At 44.6% G+C, this 24,117-nt stretch carries 31 protein-coding genes; 12 read left to right on the top strand and 19 right to left on the bottom strand.

Annotation, left to right across the window (positions count from 1 at the left end; all coding sequences use genetic code 11):
- Window positions 1–3: 3 nt before the first annotated feature.
- The 4 genes from vscX to sctW are packed head-to-tail and all read right to left on the bottom strand — an operon-like array spanning window position 4 to window position 1,897.
- Complete coding sequence (gene vscX, locus L3V27_RS08615) at window positions 4–381, bottom strand: type III secretion system protein VscX (protein WP_237311629.1); 378 nt, start codon at window positions 379–381, stop codon at window positions 4–6.
- Complete coding sequence (gene sycN / locus L3V27_RS08610) at window positions 378–752, bottom strand: type III secretion chaperone SycN (RefSeq protein WP_237311627.1); 375 nt, start codon at window positions 750–752, stop codon at window positions 378–380. The genes vscX and sycN overlap by 4 nt, the downstream gene beginning before the upstream one ends.
- Window positions 739–1,023: a TyeA family type III secretion system gatekeeper subunit gene (locus tag L3V27_RS08605; RefSeq protein ID WP_012841775.1), complete on the bottom strand. Its 285-nt coding sequence runs from the start codon at window positions 1,021–1,023 to the stop codon at window positions 739–741. The genes sycN and L3V27_RS08605 overlap by 14 nt, the downstream gene beginning before the upstream one ends.
- Entirely contained in the window at window positions 1,004–1,897 is an 894-nt protein-coding gene (sctW, locus tag L3V27_RS08600) for a type III secretion system gatekeeper subunit SctW (RefSeq protein WP_048626445.1), read from the bottom strand. Before sctW ends, L3V27_RS08605 begins: the two co-directional genes overlap by 20 nt.
- Before the next feature lie 185 nt (window positions 1,898–2,082).
- Between sctW and vscN the strand changes: the two genes are divergently transcribed.
- The 9 genes from vscN (at window position 2,083) to L3V27_RS08555 (ending at window position 9,653) form a co-directional block, all read left to right on the top strand.
- Complete coding sequence (gene vscN / locus L3V27_RS08595; RefSeq protein WP_005395117.1) at window positions 2,083–3,405, top strand: SctN family type III secretion system ATPase VscN; 1,323 nt, start codon at window positions 2,083–2,085, stop codon at window positions 3,403–3,405.
- Complete coding sequence (locus tag L3V27_RS08590; protein ID WP_152814918.1) at window positions 3,402–3,863, top strand: type III secretion protein; 462 nt, start codon at window positions 3,402–3,404, stop codon at window positions 3,861–3,863. The genes vscN and L3V27_RS08590 overlap by 4 nt, the downstream gene beginning before the upstream one ends.
- A gap of 9 nt (window positions 3,864–3,872) precedes the next feature.
- On the top strand, window positions 3,873–5,021 hold the full coding sequence (locus tag L3V27_RS08585; RefSeq protein WP_237311625.1) for a type III secretion system needle length determinant: 1,149 nt from the start codon (window positions 3,873–3,875) through the stop codon (window positions 5,019–5,021).
- Window positions 5,018–5,986: a type III secretion system cytoplasmic ring protein SctQ gene (gene sctQ / locus L3V27_RS08580; RefSeq protein ID WP_237311624.1), complete on the top strand. Its 969-nt coding sequence runs from the start codon at window positions 5,018–5,020 to the stop codon at window positions 5,984–5,986. Before L3V27_RS08585 ends, sctQ begins: the two co-directional genes overlap by 4 nt.
- Complete coding sequence (gene vscR / locus L3V27_RS08575) at window positions 5,983–6,633, top strand: SctR family type III secretion system export apparatus subunit VscR (protein ID WP_005377232.1); 651 nt, start codon at window positions 5,983–5,985, stop codon at window positions 6,631–6,633. The genes sctQ and vscR overlap by 4 nt, the downstream gene beginning before the upstream one ends.
- A gap of 13 nt (window positions 6,634–6,646) precedes the next feature.
- Window positions 6,647–6,913 (top strand): SctS family type III secretion system export apparatus subunit VscS, encoded by a 267-nt coding sequence (gene vscS / locus L3V27_RS08570; RefSeq protein WP_005377227.1) that lies wholly within the window; start codon window positions 6,647–6,649, stop codon window positions 6,911–6,913.
- A complete protein-coding gene (gene sctT, locus L3V27_RS08565) occupies window positions 6,910–7,695 on the top strand; it encodes a type III secretion system export apparatus subunit SctT (protein WP_031780447.1) in 786 nt (261 codons plus the stop codon). Before vscS ends, sctT begins: the two co-directional genes overlap by 4 nt.
- A 15-nt stretch (window positions 7,696–7,710) precedes the next feature.
- A complete protein-coding gene (gene vscU / locus L3V27_RS08560) occupies window positions 7,711–8,766 on the top strand; it encodes a SctU family type III secretion system export apparatus subunit VscU (protein ID WP_048626449.1) in 1,056 nt (351 codons plus the stop codon).
- A gap of 284 nt (window positions 8,767–9,050) precedes the next feature.
- Complete coding sequence (locus L3V27_RS08555; RefSeq protein WP_047009923.1) at window positions 9,051–9,653, top strand: TetR/AcrR family transcriptional regulator; 603 nt, start codon at window positions 9,051–9,053, stop codon at window positions 9,651–9,653.
- A gap of 51 nt (window positions 9,654–9,704) precedes the next feature.
- On the opposite strand, the gene L3V27_RS08550 is transcribed toward L3V27_RS08555, so the two are convergent.
- Together L3V27_RS08550 and L3V27_RS08545 are read right to left on the bottom strand one after the other, a co-directional pair.
- Window positions 9,705–11,237, bottom strand: a complete 1,533-nt coding sequence (locus L3V27_RS08550; RefSeq protein WP_237311623.1) for an MFS transporter — start codon at window positions 11,235–11,237, stop codon at window positions 9,705–9,707.
- Window positions 11,238–11,242: 5 nt separating this feature from the next.
- Window positions 11,243–12,256, bottom strand: coding sequence for an HlyD family secretion protein (locus L3V27_RS08545; protein WP_104974067.1), 1,014 nt, complete (start codon window positions 12,254–12,256; stop codon window positions 11,243–11,245).
- A gap of 446 nt (window positions 12,257–12,702) precedes the next feature.
- On the opposite strand from L3V27_RS08545, the gene L3V27_RS08540 reads away from it, so the two are divergent.
- From L3V27_RS08540 to L3V27_RS08530, 3 genes are all read left to right on the top strand, one after another.
- On the top strand, window positions 12,703–13,155 hold the full coding sequence (locus L3V27_RS08540; RefSeq protein WP_145473964.1) for a MarR family transcriptional regulator: 453 nt from the start codon (window positions 12,703–12,705) through the stop codon (window positions 13,153–13,155).
- 63 nt (window positions 13,156–13,218) lie between these two features.
- Window positions 13,219–13,962, top strand: coding sequence for an SDR family oxidoreductase (locus tag L3V27_RS08535; RefSeq protein WP_150918792.1), 744 nt, complete (start codon window positions 13,219–13,221; stop codon window positions 13,960–13,962).
- 597 nt (window positions 13,963–14,559) lie between these two features.
- Window positions 14,560–14,763 (top strand): hypothetical protein, encoded by a 204-nt coding sequence (locus L3V27_RS08530; RefSeq protein WP_005395134.1) that lies wholly within the window; start codon window positions 14,560–14,562, stop codon window positions 14,761–14,763.
- 75 nt (window positions 14,764–14,838) lie between these two features.
- On the opposite strand, the gene L3V27_RS08525 is transcribed toward L3V27_RS08530, so the two are convergent.
- From L3V27_RS08525 to sctF, 13 genes are all read right to left on the bottom strand, one after another.
- On the bottom strand, window positions 14,839–16,317 hold the full coding sequence (locus tag L3V27_RS08525; protein WP_237311622.1) for a CesT family type III secretion system chaperone: 1,479 nt from the start codon (window positions 16,315–16,317) through the stop codon (window positions 14,839–14,841).
- A gap of 9 nt (window positions 16,318–16,326) precedes the next feature.
- Window positions 16,327–16,785 carry a CesT family type III secretion system chaperone gene (locus L3V27_RS08520; RefSeq protein ID WP_237311621.1) on the bottom strand — a complete coding sequence of 153 codons (459 nt, stop codon included), beginning with the start codon at window positions 16,783–16,785 and terminating at the stop codon, window positions 16,327–16,329.
- 230 nt (window positions 16,786–17,015) lie between these two features.
- Window positions 17,016–17,990 carry a type III secretion system effector VopR gene (gene vopR / locus L3V27_RS08515; protein WP_193448436.1) on the bottom strand — a complete coding sequence of 325 codons (975 nt, stop codon included), beginning with the start codon at window positions 17,988–17,990 and terminating at the stop codon, window positions 17,016–17,018.
- Between the two features lie 10 nt (window positions 17,991–18,000).
- On the bottom strand, window positions 18,001–18,447 hold the full coding sequence (locus L3V27_RS08510) for a type III secretion system chaperone (RefSeq protein WP_031780449.1): 447 nt from the start codon (window positions 18,445–18,447) through the stop codon (window positions 18,001–18,003).
- 264 nt (window positions 18,448–18,711) lie between these two features.
- The gene (locus tag L3V27_RS08505) at window positions 18,712–19,875 is read right to left on the bottom strand and encodes a VopS family T3SS effector adenosine monophosphate-protein transferase (RefSeq protein WP_237311620.1); all 1,164 of its coding nucleotides are present in this window, start codon (window positions 19,873–19,875) and stop codon (window positions 18,712–18,714) included.
- A 3-nt stretch (window positions 19,876–19,878) separates the two neighbouring features.
- The gene (locus L3V27_RS08500) at window positions 19,879–20,364 is read right to left on the bottom strand and encodes a CesT family type III secretion system chaperone (RefSeq protein WP_226421728.1); all 486 of its coding nucleotides are present in this window, start codon (window positions 20,362–20,364) and stop codon (window positions 19,879–19,881) included.
- Between the two features lie 132 nt (window positions 20,365–20,496).
- Window positions 20,497–21,135, bottom strand: coding sequence for an HrpE/YscL family type III secretion apparatus protein (locus L3V27_RS08495; RefSeq protein ID WP_006741524.1), 639 nt, complete (start codon window positions 21,133–21,135; stop codon window positions 20,497–20,499).
- On the bottom strand, window positions 21,114–21,779 hold the full coding sequence (gene vscK / locus L3V27_RS08490; protein WP_109170223.1) for a SctK family type III secretion system sorting platform protein VscK: 666 nt from the start codon (window positions 21,777–21,779) through the stop codon (window positions 21,114–21,116). The genes L3V27_RS08495 and vscK overlap by 22 nt, the downstream gene beginning before the upstream one ends.
- A complete protein-coding gene (sctJ, locus tag L3V27_RS08485; RefSeq protein WP_118781028.1) occupies window positions 21,772–22,518 on the bottom strand; it encodes a type III secretion inner membrane ring lipoprotein SctJ in 747 nt (248 codons plus the stop codon). The genes vscK and sctJ overlap by 8 nt, the downstream gene beginning before the upstream one ends.
- Window positions 22,518–22,862: a SctI family type III secretion system inner rod subunit VscI gene (gene vscI, locus L3V27_RS08480; protein ID WP_005377202.1), complete on the bottom strand. Its 345-nt coding sequence runs from the start codon at window positions 22,860–22,862 to the stop codon at window positions 22,518–22,520. The genes sctJ and vscI overlap by 1 nt, the downstream gene beginning before the upstream one ends.
- A gap of 8 nt (window positions 22,863–22,870) precedes the next feature.
- Window positions 22,871–23,506, bottom strand: coding sequence for a YopR family T3SS polymerization control protein (locus tag L3V27_RS08475; protein ID WP_237311619.1), 636 nt, complete (start codon window positions 23,504–23,506; stop codon window positions 22,871–22,873).
- Entirely contained in the window at window positions 23,503–23,862 is a 360-nt protein-coding gene (locus L3V27_RS08470; RefSeq protein WP_237311618.1) for a YscG family type III secretion system chaperone, read from the bottom strand. The genes L3V27_RS08475 and L3V27_RS08470 overlap by 4 nt, the downstream gene beginning before the upstream one ends.
- Window positions 23,863–23,865: 3 nt before the next feature.
- A complete protein-coding gene (gene sctF, locus L3V27_RS08465; RefSeq protein ID WP_047009831.1) occupies window positions 23,866–24,114 on the bottom strand; it encodes a type III secretion system needle filament subunit SctF in 249 nt (82 codons plus the stop codon).
- Window positions 24,115–24,117: the final 3 nt, after the last annotated feature.

The following is a 24,117-nucleotide window of genomic DNA, read 5'->3' as shown; positions in this document are numbered from 1 at the left end:
TGGTTAGACCTGGATAAGAAGATTGAGCGCCATGGTGAGGTAGCGCTGATCCAGTTGCGTGCTTTGTAACGTTTCGGATGCTTTGATAAAAGAAGCGGAGCCTGAATCCTGTGCAAGAACTTGCAACTGAGCCAACGTTTCATCAAATTGTTGACGGTATTTTTCTGGACGCAGCAACTCTGAGTGCAACAATTTTGGCTTGGTTAACGCGATTAGGTATTGGTCTGAAGGCCTGAGGTCATAGAGCTTCTCTAAATGCGTAGCGACCGCCTGTCCATCCGGAAGTAATTGAAACCGTTCAGGGAAATCGACCTTAACCTCACTATGAGTAACATGCGTGAAGGCTTCTATGCCTACGTTTAAAGTGCTTACTCGAGTCATGAGCTTGCCACATCGTTATGTAGACGAACCAAAAGCGTAAACGCTTGTTCTAATGTCGGAAGTGTGACCTCTTCTCCGTTTAACCGCGCGGAAAAAACCAAAGTTAGCTCATCTAACAAACCAGTTTTAATTTCGAAAGGCCAGCCTTGATCGGCATGACACAAACTGAGTGCGCTTTGAATGATGTCACTGGTTTGATGCCAAGATAACGCTTGAGACAACATCAAGAATAGCTGTTCTCCGTGTCGCTCAATATGTAGTGTACCGCTTTGCTCAAAATCCAGCTGCACCCGTCCAGCTGATGAGAAATCGACGGCATCGAGCCCCATTCCTCGGCAAAATTCATTGACGGATGCATCAATCCAACTCATCTTCCCACGCTTCCTCTTCTTCTATATCAATGGCTTCGTCTAGCGCCTTTTGTACCGCTTGTATTAAATTCTGTCGTTGTTCTTCATCGGCAAATACGTCAATTGGGATTGCGCGGACTAACTTGTGGAACTCTCGAAAAAAATCGATTTTTTGTTGTACCGCCGTCAATTCCATTGCGTTAGCGACTTTCCAAATCTCATCACTGCTTACCCATCGCTGCTCTACCAACGCAATCACATCAGCCATCAAATTAGAAACTTGATAAGCCATAACTCGTCCTTTCCGGTTTAAACATTTGGAACAACTGACTCACGCGATCTTGCAACGTATTCAGAGTTTTGAGTTTTTGCATATCGGACATCAACCACTGCAACTTAACCGAGTCGATACTGCTGCCTTGAACACTAAGATCTGCACTCATGCCTTGCAGCATAAAGTCAACAGCGGTCGATACCTCCTGCTCACCAAAGCGCGCCACTACGTCTTGATAAGCGGCTCCGAGCCCTTGATAACTATGAACGGTATCGCGATAGAAACCGCGCAGCTGGTGTAATGAGCTAAACTCTTGCTCTTGGCTGTACTCATCAGCAAAATTTGAGACGCGAATTTCCGTATCAATTTGAGCCCAAGAATCTGGGTTTTGCTCGATTCTCAGAATCGCTTGGTCAATCAGCGCTAGTAGATGTTTACTTTCTGGGCTCGCACTCAAAAACTTTTTAACGGCTTTTAACGCAAGGTATTGATGGCTTTTCTCCTCTGAAAATCCATTCAAATAAGCTTGCAATTGAGCGATGGTCGAGATATTTCCTCCCGCCATTTTTGCAGCCAGATCTTTGATCTTTTGGTTCTTTTCAAGATCAGGGACTTTTCGCAGATAGTCAGAAACGAGTTCGTGCGCTTCATTAACTCGAACGCCACTGTCTTTCACTTTACGCTTGGTCAAATCTTTTTCTGCTTTTTCGGAACCGAGTGAAGTGAGCTCTTCCATCGCATCAAAAAGTGATTGTGTGGCATTGTGAACACGGACCGTTTCACCGCGGTAATTGCCTTTTCGTGAAGCGTCGGTACGAGACGATTCCAACCCGTTTTGGATAGACGCATCAAACTTTGGGTTTGTTGCGATATGATTGTTGATAATACTCATTCACTTGCACTCCTTCCGTACAATACAGGCGAATTATAGGAAGTGCGCTTTCTCGAAGCTGTCAAAATCAGACGTGTTTTTTTAGTGCGTTTTCAGTTTTCTAAAAACTCCCGACTGATATTCACTATAAATACCCCCTCATCCTTTCTATCCTCCCAACATCAATCATTGCGCATATTTTTACCTTGAACGATTTCTCATACATCACTGATATCCAACAATCTGCGATCAGGCAAACTCGTCTGATCCAAATTCGCGGGCGCGTTACACAAGTCACCGGCACCATTATCAAAGCTGTCGTCCCTGGCGTTCGTGTAGGTGAACTGTGTGAGTTGCGTAATCCCGATCAAACTCTGTCTTTGTTAGCGGAAGTGGTTGGCTTCCAGCAGCATCACGCTTTGCTCACCCCGTTAGGAAATATGTTTGGGATTTCCTCAAATACAGAAGTAAGCCCAATGGGTAAAATGCACGAAGTGGGTGTTGGCGACCACCTGTTAGGTACAACGCTTGACGGGCTTGGGCGTCCTTTCGATGGCACGCAAAGTCAGGAACCAAGTGCTTGGTATCCTGTTTATCGCGATGCACCACCACCAATGCAACGTAAACTGATTGAAAAGCCAATCTCTCTTGGCGTTCGATCCATTGATGGGCTACTGACCTGTGGTGAAGGTCAGCGCATGGGTATTTTTGCAGCGGCTGGCGGGGGTAAAAGTACCCTACTGGCAAAACTGATTCGATCCGCAGACGTCGACGTGACCGTTCTCGCCTTGATTGGTGAACGCGGACGCGAAGTACGAGAGTTTATTGAGCATGACTTGGGCGAAGAAGGAATGGCCAAATCGGTTTTAGTGGTCGCGACATCCGATCGCCCGGCCATGGAACGTGCCAAAGCCGCTTTTGTTGCCACTTCTATTGCTGAATATTTTCGTGACCAAGGTAAACGCGTGTTACTGCTGATGGATTCTGTAACGCGTTTCGCCCGCGCACAGAGAGAAATTGGACTAGCCGCAGGCGAGCCACCAACACGACGTGGCTATCCGCCTTCCGTTTTTGCCGCTTTGCCAAAGCTGATGGAACGAGCCGGCCAATCTGACAAAGGGTCAATTACAGCGCTGTACACCGTGTTGGTTGAAGGCGACGACATGACAGAACCTGTCGCCGATGAAACTCGCTCCATTTTAGATGGGCACATCATTCTCTCGCGCAAACTTGCGGCAATGAACCATTATCCCGCCATTGATGTACTCCGATCAGCAAGCCGCGTGATGAATCAAATCGTTGAACCTGATCATCAGGCGTCTGCTGCTCACCTTCGCGAAATGTTAGCCAAGTACGAAGAAGTTGAGCTACTGATAAAAATTGGCGAGTACCAGCATGGGGCAGATAGCCGAGCAGATATGGCGATTGCACAAAGTGATGATATACGCGCCTTTTTACGTCAAGGAACGCATGAGCCAAGTGATCTTGATGGTGCTATCGCTCAACTAAAAGGGATGGCGAACCAATGATCGAACGGTTATTAGAAATCAAACAAATTCGAGCTGAACGTGCGGATAAAGCCGTTAAGCGCCAAGAATACCGAGTATCAAATTCGGCAGCACAGGTTCAAAAGGCCGAACGTTCCGTCGAGGACTATCACGTTTGGCGTCAGGAAGAAGAAGAACGACGTTTTGCCAAAGCAAAGCAACAAACACTCGTTCTCAAAGAGTTGGAAACATTGAGACAAGAAATCGCGTTGTTGAGAGAGCGAGAAGCCGAGCTTAAACAGCGCGTTGCCGAAGCAAAAAAAGCGCTTGAGCACGAACGCTCGGTACTTAAAGAAAAACAAAAAGAGGCACGGCAAGCCCATAAAACCAAAGAAAAATTCGTTCAGTTGCAACAACAAGAACTCGCGGAACAGTCGCGAGAAAGACAATACCAAGAAGAACTCGAACAAGAAGAGTTTCGCACTGTCGATATTATCTAAAGGTTCATTATGCGCATTACTCCAACAGAAGAAACACCGAATACGCTGTACAAATCAACGCCAGAAAAAAAGCCCCTGGAACGAGAGGTTGAGCTTCAATCACAGTTCGAGCGTGCAATGACGGAGAAACCTCGCAAGGAAGAAGAATCTACCGTTGCGAGCAAAAAAGACACTCAGAGCAGAGACGAGAGCCTTCCGTTAAGACATGAAGCATCTCAAAGCCTAGACAAACAATCGAAACTTTCTAACCAAGAAACCAGCACTTATAGAAATACCGCTACATTAAAAGACAAAAGTGACGCTGTGACCAAAAATAATGTAGAGAAGCATGAAAGCTCTTCACTAAATAGCGAAGAAAGCCTAATTGAAAACAGTAAATTGCATGAGAAAGATAAGAAACTTGAGAGCGTTCAGGCTCCAAGCTCATCTTCGATTGAGCGCGTTGGTCCCCATTCTCAAGCACAAGCTTCTCTCGACGGTTCTCTCCCTATAAAGACCATGGAGAAATCGCTCGTTCAAGATGCAATTAACCATGCTAACTTCACGACGAAACTAACCGACACGACACACAATAAACGTGCAACGCAGCGGCTACAAGACACTGGCAAGCTGTCAGACAAAACCGATGGTCGTTCTGAAACTAAATCGCTTGAGAAAATCGAGACGAAAAGCGCACTAGTGGCCGGTAAAGCGGATGACGAAAAAGCAGATCCTCAACACCTTGCGAGCGCGGCAACACAAGGCGATGTCATTTTAAAGAGTGTCGCTTCACAGGCTCAGCCGGCCCCTGTACGAGAAGTAAACACGTTACTCCAACAATTGGTGGACAAAATCTATGTTTCGCTGCCAACCGCATCGGACAACAAAGAGGTTCGGCTGTTTCTAAGTGAAGGACAATTAAAAGGTGGTGAAATCCACATCAAGTTGGACACGCAAGGTTATAGCGTGACGATTCGACAAGAGCATGCTCTTTCCATTATTAGCCAACAAGCTAGACAAGATCTTGCCGAACGCCTAAATCGATTTGGCGGTGATCAGCCACTTCGTCTAGCGATCAGCGAACAAACTCAACAGCTCGATCAACAACAACATGAACAACAACACTCACGCCAGAAACGTAGCGTGTATGAAGAATGGCAAGCGGAGAATGACCTATGACGCCGTTAACGATACCCAAAGTCGATTCAGACAGTATTGCGCTCAGTAATCAACTTTGTGCAAAGCAATGCCATTTCCAAGGGGCTGATGGTCAGAGCGTATCGATTACTGTTTCTCAAATCCCTTCATTTGAAGGATTCCGTTTAACCACGTTGATTGGAGGGCAAACGATCCAAGTGGATTTTTGTCGTGCGCAACTCCAGAAATGGCTTGAGTCTACTCTGAATGCCACTGCATTCGAGTCACTGCCCAACTCGCTCCAGTTAGCACTTTTGAGTTCTCAGATTGAACCGCATAGTGAGGCATTCAAAGCACTATTTGGTCAGTTGCCCATTCTTAGCCAGTTACAACCGTTAGAGTCGAGCCAAGTTCAAGAGCATACCTTGATGTTAACCCTCAATAAACCTAACGGCTCTCTTTGTTTGTGGGTTAGCGAAGGAGCAAACGTGCTGTTGGATGCACTACCAAACAGCGCTTCTCTTCAGGCGCGACATCTCGCTTTACCTGTGTGGTTAAGCCTTGGAAAGACCCATTTAATGTTAAGCGAATTTAATTCGCTCGAACTGGGAGATGTGATCTTTTTTGACGATTGTTATATCGCCCAACAACAAGCCATTTTTCAAGTATCTAACCAGAATCTCTGGCGCTGCCAACTGAATGACCAAATTCTTCACATTATTGAAAAAGAAACCAATATGAATGACGTAAACACTTCAGAAATGTTAACCGACCACCAGCAACTGCCCGTGGAACTCACGTTTGATATCGGCCATCAAACCATCACTCTAGAACAGCTTAACCAGCTTCAGCCTGGGTACGTATTCGAGCTAAACCAACCTGTATCTAAGCCGGTAACATTGCGTGCCAACGGCAAAATCGTCGGTGAGTGTGAACTGGTTAATGTTAATGAGCATTTAGGTGTGCGCGTACTGGAACTGTTTGGTGGCACGAAGGAGCCAGCATGATCCAGTTACCTGACGAGCTCAATCTCATTGTCAGCTTAGCACTGCTGGCACTGATCCCATTTATCGCGATGATGGCGACGTCGTTTGTAAAACTCGCCGTTGTATTCTCACTGCTGCGTAACGCTCTCGGTGTACAGCAAATTCCACCGAACATGGCGCTGTACGGATTGGCGATCATTTTGTCTATTTTCATCATGGCTCCCGTCGGTTTTGAAACCTACGACTACGTAAAGCAGCATGATATCTCCCTCGAAGATTCTGCAAGTGTAGAAGGCCTCATTGAAAGCGGTTTACAGCCTTATCGAGAGTTTTTGAAAAAACATATTCGGGAAACCGAAGCCATATTCTTTACCGATGCTGCGCGCACATTATGGCCTCAAAAGTACGTGGACCGTTTAGAGTCAGATAGCTTGTTGCTGTTGCTGCCAGCGTTTACGGTCAGTGAGCTTACCCGTGCTTTTGAAATTGGCTTTCTATTGTACTTACCGTTCATCGCTATCGACCTAATTGTATCGAATATCTTGCTCGCCATGGGCATGATGATGGTATCGCCAATGACGATTTCCCTCCCGTTCAAATTGTTACTCTTTGTCTTGCTTGACGGCTGGACGAAACTCACCCACGGCTTAGTGCTGAGTTACGGTTAATCACGGAGAAAGTATGCATTCTGCTGAAATCATTCATTTCACAACTCAAGCATTAACCCTAGTTTTGTACTTGTCGTTACCGCCGATTTTAGTCGCAGCATTGGTTGGCACATTGGTGTCGCTTATTCAGGCGTTAACTCAGGTCCAAGAACAAACGTTAGGCTTTGTGGTCAAGCTTATCGCGGTCATTATTACGCTGTTCGTCACAACGCAGTGGCTAGGGGCAGAGCTCCACGCCTTCGCCTCGCTTGCCATGGATAAAATTCCTCAAATACGATGAGTTATCACGACTTACACCAGGCTTTATTTTTGTATAGCCTGACGTTACCTCGGTTAATGGCATGCTTCATCTTTTTGCCTATTTTGAGCAAGCAAATGCTAGGCGGCACCATGGTGAGAAATGGTGTGCTTTGCTCACTCGCACTGTTTATATTTCCGATGATTAATCAGCAAAGCTTGCCCGCAGAAACCGACGGTATTTGGCTGATAGTGATTTTGGGTAAAGAGGTATTAATTGGGCTATTGATCGGGTTTGTTGCTGCTATCCCCTTTTGGGCAATAGAAGCGGCTGGCTTTCTGGTCGACAACCAACGTGGTGCTGCCATGGCAAGTATGTTTAACCCAACGCTAGGCTCGCAATCGACGCCAACCGCAGTGTTGCTGACCCAAACGTTGATTACCCTGTTCTTCTCTGGCGGGGGCTTTGTCACTTTTATCTATGCGTTATTCAAAAGCTACACATCTTGGCCGATCGTGGACTTTTTCCCAACCGTTAGTGATGCATGGGTGAGCTTCTTCTACGCACAATTTGAACAGCTTATGTGGCTTGGTGTGCTGATGTCTGCCCCATTAGTGTTGGCAATGTTTCTTGCTGAGTTTGGTCTGGCGCTTATCAGTCGTTTTGCACCGCAATTGAATGTTTTTTTCCTTGCCATGCCAATAAAAAGTGCCATCGCGAGTGTTTTACTGATCGTGTATCTCGGGCTAATGATGGATCACTTTGAAGTGCAATTTTATGGCATTACCCGATTCGCAGAACAACTCAATACCATTTGGCAATAACGCTTAGGATTCTTTATGAGCGCAGAAAAAACAGAGCAACCCACCGCAAAAAAGTTACGCGATGCCAGGCAGAAAGGTCAGGTAGCCAAAAGCCAAGAAATCGTATCGTCTGCATTAATTTTGGCGCTCATAATTGTACTGTTTGCGTTCGCCGATTATTACATGTCGCACATCTCAGCGCTTATTCTCCTACCAAGTAAGCTTGCTTATCAGGGCTTCCAAGATGCGCTAGTCGATGTCGCTATTGCCATCGCAAAAGAAATTGCCTATCTACTCGCCCCGATTATTCTGGTTGCTGCACTCGTCGCCATCTTTTCCAATATGGGGCAGTTCGGCTTCCTATTTAGTGGTGAATCCGTTAAACCCGACATCAAAAAGATCAATCCCGTCGAAGGTGCCAAACGCATTTTTTCCCTCAAGAGTGTGATTGAGTTTATCAAGTCGATACTTAAAGTCTCTCTTCTTTCCTGCATTATCTGGGTGACATTACGCGGTAACATCAACGCTTTAATGCAAATTCCAACTTGTGGGTTAGAATGTGTCCCGACCATTACTGGCGTCATGATTAAACAATTAATGATTATCTCTTCGGTAGGTTTCATCGTCATCGCTGCCGCAGATTTTGCGTACCAAAAGTTTGATCACACGAAGAAGCTCAAAATGAGCAAGGACGAAGTGAAGCGCGAATACAAAGAGATGGAAGGCAGCCCAGAAATCAAAAGTAAACGTCGTCAGCTACACCAAGAGCTACAGGCCTCCAATCAACGTGAAAATGTTAAACGCTCCAATGTGTTGGTAACAAACCCAACGCATATTGCGGTTGGTCTGTACTACAAAAAAGGCGAAACGCCCCTGCCCGTCATCACCTTGATGGAAACCGATGCGGTAGCCAAACGTATGATCGCAATCGCCAAAGAGGAAGGTGTGCCTGTGATGCAAAAAGTCCCTCTTGCTCGCGCACTATACGCGGACGGCAACGTCGACCAGTACATCCCAAGTGATCTTATTGAGGCAACCGCCGAAGTGCTTCGTTGGTTGGCATCATTGGAGTCCGATAAGACGCTGAATTAACATGATTTCGAGAGTAAAGGCTATCGTACGAAGAACGGTTATCACTTTTCTATACGTAATGAGATTTTTAAATGAGTCATCCTTCGCTATAGGTTTCAGCATATCGAATTTGCCTACTTTTGCTTGTCTCAATGAAGCACTTGGTTCATGAAAAGTCGTGTTTACTAACGTCAATAGTGGTACTGTACTGGACAGTTTTACTTTCATCTCTAAACCACCTAGAGCTCGGTAAGAAACCACGCCAGCCACAACAAAGGTGGATTTTTGCTTAGGTTGATTTATTTATGCGCATATCTACCGAAAAGAAACGAACTCGAATCATCAAAGTTGCCACTGACCTTTTTATAAAGCAAGGTTACAAAGACACATCACTCGATCAAATCGTCGCGATTTGTGGAGGCTCAAAGCAGACGTTATATCGCTATTTTTCGAACAAAGAAGGGTTATTTGTTGAAGTTTTAGCATACAATACCAAAACCAGCTTAGAGTCCGTCTTCCAGCTTGCCGACAAGCAATCGGAGCCTTTACAAGAAACATTGAATGACTTCGCCAAGAAGTACCTAAAAGGTGTATGCTCCAATCCTATGCTATCACTTTATCGGATCGTTTCGGCTGACTTCAACAAACATGATTCCGTACCAAATCAATTCTGGCAGACAGGGCCGCATCGCATTCATCAATACCTCATCGACTTTTTAAAGAGTGAAACTGTCAGCTCACAACTCGATGTTGAAAATGCCGACCTCGCTTGTGAGCAACTACTTGCATTAATTAAACTTGATTACCAGAACATGGCACTAATTGGCTTCGATTTTCCGACAGATGAAGAGTTAGATGCACATACAAAAAAAGCGGTCACCGCCTTCCTAAATCTATACCAAAGATAAACTCACTGAATATAAAAGGGAGCATCATCGCTCCCTTGTTGTTTCTATGGCTTAGTGAATCTCTCGCTTCGCCGCCAGTTTTTTACCGATTATTAAGATTGGCGCGAGAGCAAAGACCGAGATAATAAACATCAATAATGAATTACTCAGTGCGAGAGTGGTCGCCTGCTCTTTGACAACAGAACTAATTTGGCTCATTCCTAATGCCGAATTTGGCAAGTGTCCATGAGTCAGAATCGTACTGCTCAACGCATTTTTATAAACACCAAAAGCATGATTCACATCATCTAGCGTTCGGCCAATCTCTCCAGCAGCTTGTGCACTATGGCTTTGCATTACCCGTGAGAACACGGCACCAGCGATCACACCACCAATGGTACGAAAGAGGTAGAAATTGGCGATGCCTTCTAAACGCTGCCCGACCTGGAAGTACATCAAGACTGCAATGGTCACAGACACATTCAATAAGCCGACACCAAACCCACGCAACATCATCGGAACGGACAAAGATTCCGTACCAGCAAAGCTAGGTAACTGACTAAACTTATGTACCGAAAATATAATCATCACCACACCAAACGGGACGACTGCATCCGCTAATGGACGGCGGAAGTAATACACCAGCACACTGACTAGCATACCACCTAACATGGCATAAAATGCCGGCAATTGGGCATATCCAGCATTAAGGTTGTTGTACTGCAACGCCATTTTCAAAAAGCTAGTAAACAACACATTGCTCGCCATAACAGCAAAACCTGCCAAAAAAGCGTTGTACATAAAAACATTAGTTTTCAACTTACTATGCAGCTGTATTGATGCTGTATTTAAAGGACTGGTTTTCACAAAGTAATACACCACTAATAAAGTCAGAGCCGCGGCTATCGAAGAGGCTTTAACAAACCATTCCGAGTCAAACCAGTTGTAATAACTGCCTCTCATCAATAGAAATACAACGATACTTATTGTCAGGGCAAAAACTAAATAAAACCAACAGCCCGACTTGGCTTCGGCCTCGATTTGAATCGACTTAGGATTGTAGATGCATGCAATTACCAAGGCAGAGAAGTACAGCCAAGCCGACACGACACACAACAGTGACCAATCAAAGATTTCGACAATATTGGCCACTACCCAAGGGTAAGCGCCGATCGGTAGCAAGGTTGAAAATACTAGCGTTAAAGCAATAATGGCAGGTAGCCAACGCTGTTCAAAGAAGTGGAGCAAGTAAAGGTTTAATACCACCATTAACATGCTCATAAAAAAGCCACTCGAGAGCCAAGTCAGAGTGAACACCAGTTCTTGCTGTCCGCCCCAGTAAAGTACAAGATTGCTCGCTAGACCTACCAATAAAATGGCATGTAAGAGAATTAACGTACCCAATCTACGCACCAATATTGGTGTGAATATAAAACCTAATACCTGGGTAATCATAAAGCCGACTTTAACCAGAGCAACTTCATCGACAGATAAGCCTGACGTTGCCGCCATCTCATACGATAACTCGGTAAACATCACGGAGTTAATACCAAAAGCAGCAATCGCAAAAAGCGTCAAAATCAGCAGCGGTGAACGTTTTTCCATTGCAGTTAACCTTGTGCCGCGGTCTCGATCGTTACTTCTGCAGACAACCCCGGATAGACTCGTTGACTCAACTCTTGAGGGATCTCTAGCTCAATACGTACTGGTACACGTTGTACTACTTTTACGAAATTGCCTGTCGCATTTTGAGGTGGCAATAAACTAAACTGTGCACCAGTCGCCGGGGTTATCGAAGAAACACGGCCATGCAATGGATGGTTTGGAAACATATCCAATACTACTTCAACCTCTTGCCCAGGCACAACGTTCTCAAGTTGTGTTTCTTTAAAGTTTGCCTCTATCCAAACATAATCTGGCACCATCACGATGAGCCCCATTCCTGGTTGTACAAACTTGCCGACTTGCACTTGTCTATCTGCCACATAGCCATCGAATGGTGCACGCACCGTGGTTCTTTCCAGTGAAATATTAGCTAGTCGTAAGTTTGCTTCTGCTTTTTTACGCTGTGCTGTCAGTTGCAACTTCTCAGTCATCAATGTGTCGAGCTGTTTTTGCTCAGCAGCTAAGCCCAATTTAGCGGTTTCAAGATTACTGCTTGCTTCAATAGATCGCGTTTTTTGTGCTTCAAACTGATTTTTGCTCACAGATTGCTTTTGTACCAAACGAGAAAGACGTTGAAACTCCGCCGCTTGGTGTTCGGCATTTGCACTCGCGCGGCGAATACCTTGCTTCGCCTGCTCAATTTTCATTAACTGCATATCCGTTTTGATTTGATTTGCAGTAAGCTCAGATTTCGCAACATCTAGTGCTGCTCGAGCAATTTCTTGGTTGGCAATAAAGTCTTCATCATCAATGACAAACAAAGGAGTTCCTTCTCTTACCCACTGGTTATCTTTGACAAAGATTTCGCTTACTTGCCCCCCAACCTCAGGTGAAATGGCCGTAACGTCTGAATGAACATATGCGTTATCCGTCATTACAGTATTCGGCTGGTATAAGGCACAGCCAGCAGCAAATAACGAACCAACAACAAGCGACAAGGCGATAACTTTCTTCTTCATGTTTGAAACCCATTTTATGATTTTCACAAACTGTACTGTACCGTACAGTTTTAGTAAAGACACATTTGATCATTGCCAATCAAAAAGATCAATCTCATTGATTTATCATGAACTTCTTGAGAAAAGTGTTTCGAATGAAAAGAATTAAAATCTAACCATTTGTAATGTAAACAAAAAACACATTTAAACTGAATAAGTAAAGAGAGGACTGCAACTCCCCTACCTTTAATGAAGCTTGCTCCCCAACTCGGTGCATCAGGCGCAAACATTTGACTGGCCGAAGTTTTCGAAGCTACCTCACCAATTTTCATTAGCACCTCAATCTGACACATCAACCCAACGATAAGCACAAGCTAGTAGCATTTTCTTCAAACGAATTTGACATCGCCCAATATAGTTGTGTATACAACCATATTGTTCGTTCATGTTATTTGGTGAAATTTTCCATGTCCCAATACAACCATCATCAGTCTCTCGGTCACCTTACGGGGCTTGCTAGTCGTCTGTTTAACCGATTACTCACTACCCGTTTCAAAGATGCTGGTATTGATATGACAGCAGAACAATGGGGTGTCGTGTTGCTGTTACGAAACAACGGTGCCCTTTCTCAAAGTCAGATTTGTGAACTGTTGTACTTAGAAAAATCGAGCGTCAGTCGATCAATTGATGGGCTTGAAAAGCGCGGTTGGACAGAGAGGAAACCTTCGCCAACGGATAGTCGAAGTAAGTTAGTCGTGCTAACAGAAAAATCTTTAGACACCGTTGATACATGTGCAAATATCGCTTCGCTAGTACTGCAAGAAGCCCAACAGAACCTTGCTGATGCCGACCTAGACAACAGCAAACAGCAACTTTCTAACGTGGTAGCGAACTTACGCAAGCTTAACGGACAAATTTAACTTATCAGCGTACGTTGCGACAGAAGCTGGTTTAACAGTCAGGCTCAACCTTGGAGAAATACGATGACAAAACGCAATGCTTTAATTACAGGTGGCGCTCGTGGAATTGGTGCAGCAACAGCAAAAGCACTCGCGGCAGATGGTTACCGAGTTTTTATCAACTACGTAAATAGTGCTGCGGTCGCGGAAGCGTTAGCTCAAGAAATTCAAAACGCCGGTGGTGAGGCGTACACTTTAAAAGCTGACGTTCGAGATGACGCACAAATACAAGGGATGTTCGACAGCATCGCAAATGAACATGGTGGCGTTGATGTTCTTGTCTCAAACGCAAACATGAGCTTTACCGCTAAACCTTTCACTGAGCAGTCGTGGGAAGAGTTTGCACAAAAGCTAAATGACGAAATGCACGCTGCATATCAAACGGCAAAATTGGCGGTAGAAAACATGAAAGCCAACCAGTTTGGTCGCTTAATTTTTATCTCTAGCACCTTATCAGAAGCTCCTGCACCAAGCTTTATTGCTCATGGTAGTGCAAAAGGTGCACTTGATAGCTTTAGTAAATACCTCGCTCAAGAACTTGGTCCTTTCGGGATTACGTCTAATGTCGTTGCTCCGGGCCTTGTAGAAACAGACGCAACAAAAGGTGCTCCTGAAGAGTTTAAAGAAACCATTCGAATGTTCACACCAACGCAGAAAATTGCCACACCTGAAGACGTAGCAAACACCGTGAGCTACTTGGCAAGTGAAAAAAGCGGACATATCACGGGCACATACAATCCAGTATGTGGCGGCGCCTACCTACCATAGCGCCAAGTGTGCTAGGCACAAATACAAAGGCATGTACCCATGCCTTTGTATCTTTAGGTATTGCTTTGCAACGCGCAAGCTTCCTTCATGGGCGGTTTTGTCTGAAGAAAAATAGAAAGTCCTATCTATTTCTTATAATCGGTGTATAGTGAGCTCAGCTCCTAACCGTGAGCTATTGATGAAATATTTAGTTCGAGTCTCTTCTTAGTTTTCTTTCGAGTCATTTCGTTACTCAACTCCTGTAGCAACTTATTCTTTATCTTCCATTAAATAGCCTCAGTTTTGATTTAAATACGAACGAGAGTTAGCTCTCTTAGCATGGTTATCACAACGCGCTGTCTTTACATCGATAGGTTTATAAGGAATTTAACCTTATAAAAACAATCATTAAGCGTCAAAATAAGACATAACGCTGCATAGCCACTTCGTGTATATATCATCACTATTTAGGAATAGTCATTAGCGGTGAAATATATTAATCAGCGCGATGACAATGGAATATTTAGACTTAATTTAAACCATTTTGACTTCGTTATTCCTATAAAAGTAGAGGTTAATTAGATTAACCTTTAATAAACACGCTCTAGAGGAATAAAAATGAGAAAAAAACGAGATAGCTTTCAAAAAAAGAATAAAAAAAGCAATTATGAAGACAAATTTGAGTTGATGGTAAAAGAATACCACAGCGCAAAAGAAGTATTAGACGCAATGCCAGAAGGTTCGGCTGACTACGACAAGCAGAAAAAGCACTGTGAATCTCTATTTGCTAATGCCGAGCGCTTTTTTAAGCGAAATCAGTAGGCCAATTTAACGCCTAGATAAACATCCGGCAAAACACCATATACGGTAAGGGAGCATCTGCTCCCTTACTTTCAATTAAACCCAACCTTCCGCTAAGTACATCAGTCGCAATTGACTTGGTGAGCCCAGTTTATCTAATGCATCCAACTGAGCGTCACTCAGGTTTGGGCATTTATCAAGGTATACTCGTCCATTTTCGGCATCAAGTGGCAGTTTGTAAGTCAGCTTTTCATTGATTTGACTCGCCTCACCTTTATCGATCGCTCGAACTGCAGGCATGAGCCAATCCCAATCTTCGCCCAATAGCTTTTTAAACGCACTATGAGCAGTTGCCTCAGTTTCACTTGGCGCATCTTCTGGACTTAGCTTCAAGATAGAATCAACGTCAGGGACTAAGTGTTCACCTGGCTCTGATCCCAACATCTTTTTCAACGTTAAGCGAGCAGCTTCCATCTCTTGTGCTTCTTTAGGCGCTTGAGGTGATGTCATCGCCGTGTTCTCTTTAGGGCCAAGGTACGCCATCAATGCGCGTACAGAAGCTGGATCTTGCATGCTGAAGGTAAAGTCTCCTTTGGCATTAGAAACTTCAAGCCTTGGTAAAACACCAGACATCTCACCTTGCATGAGTTGCTCTTTGACTTCCGTATTTAACCCGTATGCTCCAGCTTGGTTCGCAACAAAGCCACCACCACTGATGATGCCAGTCGTGGCAGCCGAACCAATGGCTTCTTTTGCTATCGGCGTAACACCCGCTGTCGCTACGGAGCTCACACCAAAAGTACCCAAACTACCTGTCGCCATGCCCAATGTCGCCCCAACTGCGCCTTCAGCTGATAACATTGCATGACCTTGGGCTAATGTTTGTTGCATCGGCATAGAGAGACGTTGGTCTCGCCCTGGAAGCTGCGAAATTTGCTCCAGCTGATGGTGGTAAGCTTCAGCATCGCCATTGACTGCCGCTTTGTGCAGCTCACGTCCTGTTGAAATTAATAGCCCTACGCCAGGCAAAGCTAGGTTGATGACAGCATTAACGCCAGAACCTTTCAGTTTTTCTTTGCCCATCTGTAACAGTTCGGCGCCAAAACCATCCATTTTCCCCGGGTACTGAGCCTCTAAACTCACCTGCATACGCGGATCTTTGCTGATCGCGTCAAACGTATTTTTAAGCTGCTGGTACGTATCGCTGCTCACCTTGACTTCATCCAACAAGCTGACAACTTCTAAGATTTTGCGCTCAGTAAGCGGCTCACCGCGATAACCAGAAGGGCTAACCAATGAGTAAGCTAGCAAGGCAACCTCAGGCTTTTCTTGTTTAAGTAGTGCCTGTTTCAAATCAAGGTGAGTTTTGATGTTTTCTTGGAAAAACTTAGTGTATTTGCTTCTCAACACGCCTTCGTGGATAGAAGCAAACTTGTGACCTTTGTGGAACGTTGAAGGTTCTTTTACCTCACCTCTTTTACTGATCACTCGGTCATCTTTTTGCGCAGCGACTGCACGAAACTGTTCTAGATCAGGTACTGGGCTTTGGCTGGTTTTTTGCGTTGTATTGACCATTTTTCTCTCCTACACACGAAGTGATTGAACATGAGCTTGTTCATGATTAGGGGTGGTTGGAATCGCTTGATCCAACATTGCAAAACGCGCTTGCCACAATTCAGTCTGTTCAATAACCTCATGAAACCAAGCAGTAAGATTCGTCGTGTTTAGGTGCTCAACGGGTTTACGTCCCGCTAAGACAAGCTGTCGACCATTTGGGGCTAAAGCAAGTGCAAGGCTGCCACTACCGATGCCCTGATAATTAGCATGAGCAAGAAGCTCTAAACCTTTGAGTCTTTGTTCGCCCGACTTTTCTAATCCTCCGAAAGTCACGGACAACATTAAATCATCCGTATCTGTCGCGATGAAATACAGCATGTAGCGATCATCGACCAGTAGCTGACAACGTTCATTGTCTTCAAAACTCAGTTCGGGTAACTCATTGAGTTGGCAAAACTCCAAGAGCAGTTGTTGAATCGTGTTCATAACTTTTTCCTTTTGTTTCAATAACTCTATTGAACAACGATTGCAGATTGAACGATGTCGGTAATGGCTTTATTTTTATCACTTTCTCGTCTTCATTGTGAGGTTTTCCGCAGAAATCTCGCTGTGAAAATGAGTTGCCAGAGTAATAAAAAAGAGCAGCTCAGGGCTGCTCTTTCAATAAAGGTTAGAAGATTAGTATTATGTGTTTGCTCACTTCTTTTGCAGAGTGACTAACCCAGTTTATGGCTATCAAAAATGACTTCTGTTGGCGGGAACATATTCGAAACAGGTGGTCGTTGCGCATCTCCAAACATTGGTGCACCGAATGCGGATGTGGCCCAAGGGTCAACAATTTTCACATCCTTACTCCATGTTGATGGATCTTTGATATCACTCCCCTCTTGTCGACCAACCAGTACATAAAGGTGTGTACCTGAATGACCCTTTTTAAACGCAACCACTTCTACTTTAGGTTCACCTTCAGGTGTGCCTGACATGCCTTGAATCATCTCCGCAGCGGCAGCAAAGGCAAATGTAGTACAGCAGCCGGCTTTCGCGTTTTGTACTGCCTTAGCAATGTTCTGTAGAGTGCTTAATTGCGGTGCGGTTCCTCTTTGTGCTGCAGCTTGAACTCCGTTTGCGGACATAGTAGCTCGTTGATCTTGCATGATTCGCGCTTGATTCGCGTGAAGCGCTTCTAGTCTAGGCTTTCCTTTGGTTTCATAAAACTGCGAACCCTTTACACCAAATGTATTTAAGTCTGTACAGGCAAAATCACCAAGCTTTTGAAGGTTAGTTTTATGTTCGTTGATCAGCGCTACACTCGATGAGGTTTTATTCGCTTTGGAAGAAGAGGCCGTTTGTGCGGCTGGCCAATGTGAGCTAGGACCAGACGACAATCTCTCAAGATTTTTCAGACTACCAAGCGTTAACTTGTTTTCACCGTTCAACACATTTTGCAGCATCAGCTTCGCAACGTCTTTAGGAATGCCCTGCTTCGTGAGCAGATTCACCACAATGTCTTTCGCTTTATTCTGGTGGCTAATACGCGCGCTGACGCTTTTGTTTTTGGGTGCCCCTTCTTTAACAAAAATATCTTTGCCATTATGCGCTCTAACCTCTTTATCGTCAGATTGATTTTGTGTCGCCAAATGGGACGTTAACTGACTCAACGAATGCATGTGTGATGTATTAATATTGACCATGTTTGATGCCTTAAACCTGAATAAATGCGTGTACGTCTGTTTGGCTAAAATCTACGACCGTATTGTTCTGAAATAACTGAGCCCAAGTATCCACTAGCTCATTCAGTTGAATCATCAAATTAGCGATGTTGGTGAGTTCACTTTCGGCCGCAATGGCAACCTGAAGAACCACATCTTTAGTGGTTGGATTAACGCAAAACTGCACACCGCCGGTTTCTCGATATAAGAAGTTGTATTCAAGTAAAACTTGAAGTTTGTCTAACGTAATATCCTCTTGTTCTATGTGCAGGTTTTTAGAAATCAACAACTCGCCTTTTTCTTCCACGAGCAGAACATCGACACTGTTATTTTCAGCAAAATGCAGTGACCACATTTGGTCGTCATACGCTGTCACGCGCTCAAGGTTCAGCACTTCTCCCAGTTCAGAGAGAAGCATATTAATCTTTCCTGTATCCATGTTGTGTCCTGTCTAATTTAATATACCTAAGTAGCCTCGAAATATCTGATGCAGCGAGACGACTTGGGTATAACGGCTTATTTAAATAAGCTCATAAGGATAAGAGCGATTTTATGGCGTGATAGACACAAGAGCTTTATTTAAACGTCTCAATTTTATTGCTATTAGCCGTTTTAGCGAGGTAGAAAAATGAAGAATAAGTTGGATAAAGAAATAAGAAAAGAGCGGCAATCGCCGCTCTAAAATTGGAATAGAAGAGAAAAATCACTTGATGCCGTGAAGGCTGTTCTCTGCGCTCATAGCCAAAGGATTGAATGAGTCGTTACGAAGTTCTGCTATCGCGTATAGCATGCGTCCCATGCGACCGTTTCCATCGGTGAACCCGTGATACCCAATGACTCCTGCAAACAAGTGTTTACCCAGATCTTTATCCGCCACTGGGTTTTCTTTCAAAAATCCTTCAATGTGCTGCTTTAGCATCCCCTCACCGCCAATACTTGAAGGCAAAGTACCACCCGAAATATTTGGCCCTCGGTAGTCACGTTCAACATCAGGTACCAATCGAGCGTGTAGCTCTTTTAAGTTGTCTATATTCAATAAGTTTTTACCATTAGACGCGTATTCTTTAAGTAAAGACGTAATGTTTTCGGCATCGTTTCCTTTAGAGTTAGAAGCATTAATGATCCACGCCGCAGCTCGTTCGACATTATCGGTGATGCCACTTTTGTTAAACGCGTCCTCTGCCAGTCCTTCAGCGTATACACCTTGGCTTAGATCGGTGCTTGCTAGACCTTCGATATGGCGTTGCGCCGATTTAAGATGCATCACCTCCATATCAAACACCGCTTGCATTTGATTGATGCTACCTGCTGGATTTTTTTGCGCTGCAGACACACCACCGCCATAGTCTTTTACTACACGTCCAGCAAGCGACTTCGCTGCACTTTCGCCAATCAGTGATGTGAGGTTTTTACCAGAATCGGTTTCTAGCATTGATTCTGTCATTGCTCGCTCCGCTAACTGGTTTAGCTCAGCAGAGTGCGATTGGACCGTTTTGCTATCCAATTTTGCGAATGCATTTAATACATCTGATGCGGTTTTTATGTTTCCATCTTTGAAGAACATTTGTCCATGCTCAACAGAAGAAGCTGCTCGTAAACGCTGAGCTTGGCCTTGCTCATTATCAAATACTGCTTTTGTAAGGGCTTTCGCAACCGATTGTGGGCTGCCTTCGCGAAACAGTTTTCCTGTCGCTTCAAAAAATCGTGCTACCGCACCATTAGTAGGATTGGCACGAGTAAATTCTTGGGTCGCTGCGTTGATTTGGTATTCTTTGCCACCAATACTCAGCTTGCCTTCGTTTAGTATCTCGTTGCGAGCTTGCGGCATGGCAGCCTGCAATGCGCTAACACTTCCAAAACTGATCATGTTTTAAACCCTTAATGTGGAAAAATGAGTAGTACTCGTTACCGGGACTTCGGTTGTTTTATTGGTTACTTTTTGCGTGTTCGCACTTTTTAGCCATTCGATGAAATTCGCTAATGATTCATCAAGAAAAGAAGCAGTTAACAGTTGCTGGTGCAGGTGTATGAAACCGATGTATCCCGTTTCTGCCTCCCAGAATACCGCTGGAGAGCCTTGCGTTAAGGCATCTTTCATATGTTGATGCAAAGCATCATCACTCGGCTTATCGCCTGAAATCAGCCCAATAAGTGTCAGGCGATCTTCTTGTGCGCGAATTGTGATTGCTGTGTTTTGGTCAATGAGTAGATGACAACAATCATCCTCATCAAAAACCAGCGACTCCAGTTGGCAGCGGCTGGCAAAATCTGTCAGTAAAGAAGTTATAAATCCATTAGCCATTCGACTAAATAATCCTATTTTTGTTGTTTTAGAGGCGCTGCTTGGTTGCAACACTTATCACCTAAGCAGCTTTCTTAGGTGTATTCTTAAGGATTTATGGCAGTGAATATTTTAGAAATGGTCGGATTTTTTTTGTTTAAAGGCATTAAAATGAAAAAACTCAGCAAGTACTGAGTTTTTTAAGATTTATTCATGAATCGTAATTTTACGCTCGCTGAGTTGCTTCACCATCGCTTGCTTTAATGCATGCAGCTGTCCATCAATACTGGCGTCGATGATCCCGACTTCAGTTTCCAGAATGCAGCCTCCATTTTTCAAGCGAGCGTCTGCTACCACGTCAACGTAACCGACTTCAGGGTAATCACTCAATACACCAGCCACCTTCTCCCTCACATCAACAACCTGCTCTGGATGGACATGTAAAATGACCTGCTTTTGGTTGCTCACCAGTTGCAACGCTTCTCGCACGACACTCACCGTGGTATCGACATCATCGAAGGTATCGATGATCTTACGCACCGCTTCTAACACCACACCTGTCATTTTTTCTTCGACTTGCTGATAGTAGTCATTACAACGTGCTAAGGTTTCAACCATCGTTTGCGCATTTTCAATCTTAGCTTGTGCAAGGCCATCTTGATAACCACGTTGTTTTTCAGTTTCGTAGGCTTGTTGGGCATTAGCAATTATGCTTTCAGCTTTGGAGTTCGCGGCTTCAACTAAGTGTTGCGAATCAAGATAACTGGCATAATCTTTCGCTTTCAGCACCTTTAAGCCAGGTGCCAGCTGCAAGTTGTCTGTTTTTATTTCAACAAATGAAACCATTGGGGAATAACCTGTTTTGCGATTTTTTTTGTGAGTCGATACGCCAAATCTCGCTGATCTTTTGCCAACCAGCTAGCCATTTCCGTACTCTCGCTGAGCTGCTGTTCTAGTTTGAATTGCCAACGCAGAACAATGTCTTCTGGCGAGTTAACTAAAACAAACCTTATCCAGGAGTACCCAAGCGCTTGTATTTTTGCTTCAACAGACCGCTCATCCAATGATTCTGGCAACGGATGTTGCCAACCTTGCGGCCAACTGGATAACAACATCGGCCCGTTTTGAATCAAGAACCGAGCGCCTTCCAATCCAAAGACGTTGTTCAGAACCTGTTTCGGATGTTTTAAAACAACGCCTCGCATTGCCACACAATGTAAAGCTCCGCCCACCATCAATACGAGTTGATTCAACGCATCCGCTGGGAGCAACGCCAAGCTATGGCAAGGTTTGTTAAAAGCCGTCTCTGGAACTGGAGATAACGCCCACTCATTTATGCACCATTGGTTAAACATGGGGTTATCTCTCCAACCTTCAATATTTAATAACCAAGGCTGTTTCTGTTCTATCCAACTTTTATGGATGTATTGGCAAGGCGCGTAGTTAAATTGATGTTGTACCTGCGCGAGTGGTGTTTCTGGTTTAACCACGCTTTGTGTTCCTGCGGCACCAAGTAAAAGTAGCGATATTTGAACCGATAAGCGCAGCTACCAAGAACACCAGGATGGCGACAAAATTATTCGCCGTCTCTTTGGTGACCTGAACCGACAAAATGCTTTTAAATTGATTGTTTTGAGTAGCAACTCGTACCTCTGATGAGGGTACCATCACTACGCTGATTCGATCGTAATTCAACCCCTCAATACTGTTGTTCACCAATAATTTGATCTGCGGAACATACGAGTCAAGCGCAATATCCGCCGCATGTTTAATAAACACAGAGGCAGATGCAGGCGTTGGACGCTCTCCTGGACGTAGATCTTGATCTTCCAAAACAACATGAACACGTGCCACCAGCACGCCATCAATTTGAGATAAGGTTGAAGAAAGTTCTTGAGATTTCGCGTACACCAAACGTGCTCGTTCTGCTAATGGCGACGAGATCAAATCGTCTTTGGGAAACACCTCTTTCAATGTAGAAAACTGCTCTCTTGGATACCCTTTTCGCTTCAGCGCGTCTACAGCGAAGGCGATTTGAGAACTGTCTACCATTAACTTGACGGTGTTGTCTTTGTCAGGTTCTTTTGTTGCAACGACACCTTCGGATAATAAGATCGACAACATCTCATTCCCCTCTTTCTGAGTTACGTTGGTGTACAGCTCGGTCTGACAACCCACCAGAAACAACGTGAGCATGATGAAAGCCGCTCTCATTTTATTCATCATCACTATTGTGCCTTCAATAAGGTTTCTACGTTTTGTGTGGTTTTACCCACGGTTTTTGCGATCAGCTCTTCTTGAAAAGTAATGCGCGTCAGTGCCCACTGCATTTGCAGTAATTGGGCCGGATCATCACCCACCATCTTCATGTTGTCTTGCAGGTTACTTTTCGCGTTATCGATAGTATTTTTTAACTCGCTGATGTTTTCGAGCAAACCGCCCTCCAAGCCATTATTCGCCTCGGGAACCGACATGGCTTGTTCGAAACGTTCACTTAAACCGTCCTCGACTTGTGCATCCTGCAACTTATCAATGTTGGTTTGCATCACCTCGGTGTACTGCGTGTTTATCATATGTACTCCTAAGACAAATCTAACTTGTGACTATGAGTCACGATGTTTTTCACCATCGCATTTTTTTGAATCATGAAGCTAAGCTCATCACGAACCATGTCCAGTGTTGATGCCATATCAGGTAACGACTTCAACTCAGCCCAGCAGTGCCACAAGGCTTGTTCTTTCTGGGCACCAAGTGGAAAATGCTGCGCCAACATTTCTTTAAGTGCTGCTTTATCAGCAGGAGGTTCGGCAATAAGCTGGCCCGAAAAATCCCCTAGCAACTCCTGCTTCAACACCTTTAATAAATCGGCTTGCGGGTGTTCGGTGCCCTTTGCGCTCTTCGCCTCATAAAAGGCGTACCACATTGCCTCTCGTTTAACTTGAGGATCGGAGAACGCTTCATTCAACGACGATAAGACGCTTTGTTTACTGACAACGTCTGCGTCTTTTAGTGATTCATACCACGCTTTGATGTCCGCCAGTTTCGCTTCTGTTTTCTCTAACGTCTCTTTTGGAGAGGCGTGTGAAGCTTCCGCTTGTTTGGCATTATGCTCCATGAGCACACTCATCTTATCTTCATCGCTCCGCTCATAATGGCGCGACTCCGATTGGCGCAGAGGTTGAGGCTGAAGAGTTAGATTACTTGAATCAACGATCATCCAAGGTTCCTAATGTCCTGAGAAAAGCTTGCAGCAAATGCTTGGCTTTCTTCGCTTCCCTGTGATGCGAGTTCTACCCAACTTTCCGCTTTGCTCAATAAACCAGCTTTGGCGGAAGCAAGGGCTGCTAAACTGATCAGATCTGGATAGGCGTTGCAAAGTGGTTCGAGCAATTGATGAGCCTCTTCGTAAAAGCCTTTATTCATAAGGCTCATTGCACGAATCATCACCACGGTCTCTTCAGAACCGGAGCTTGCTTCAAGGCCGTCCGCAATCGTGTTAGCTTCTTGATGACGATGCATACCGGTTGCCATCAGCGCGATTTCAGCCAGCAATTGGCGCATTTCTCGTTCCATGCTTTATACCTTCTGGAGAATCGACTGCATCACATCTTTAATCGCACGAGTGGTGGTCGCATTGATGTTGTAAACAACAGACCATTTGTTGATCGCGTGCTGAAGTTCAGCCAGCTTAGATGGGTCATCGGCGTTTGTTTCTAGGTTCTTGATGGCAGTCGTCACTTCTGTGTTGGCATCTTTCGCTTGTTTTTCTAACTTAGTTTTAACATCATCAAGGTTTACACTGTTACTAGCATCGTAAAATGACATAAG

Origin of the sequence: Vibrio sp. J2-3(2022), from assembly GCF_021725735.1 — a bacterium.
In the GTDB taxonomy this organism is placed as follows: Bacteria; Pseudomonadota; Gammaproteobacteria; order Enterobacterales; family Vibrionaceae; genus Vibrio; species Vibrio diabolicus.
Note: the sequence above shows the minus strand (reverse complement) of the source record. Positions and strands in the feature narration are given on the sequence as shown.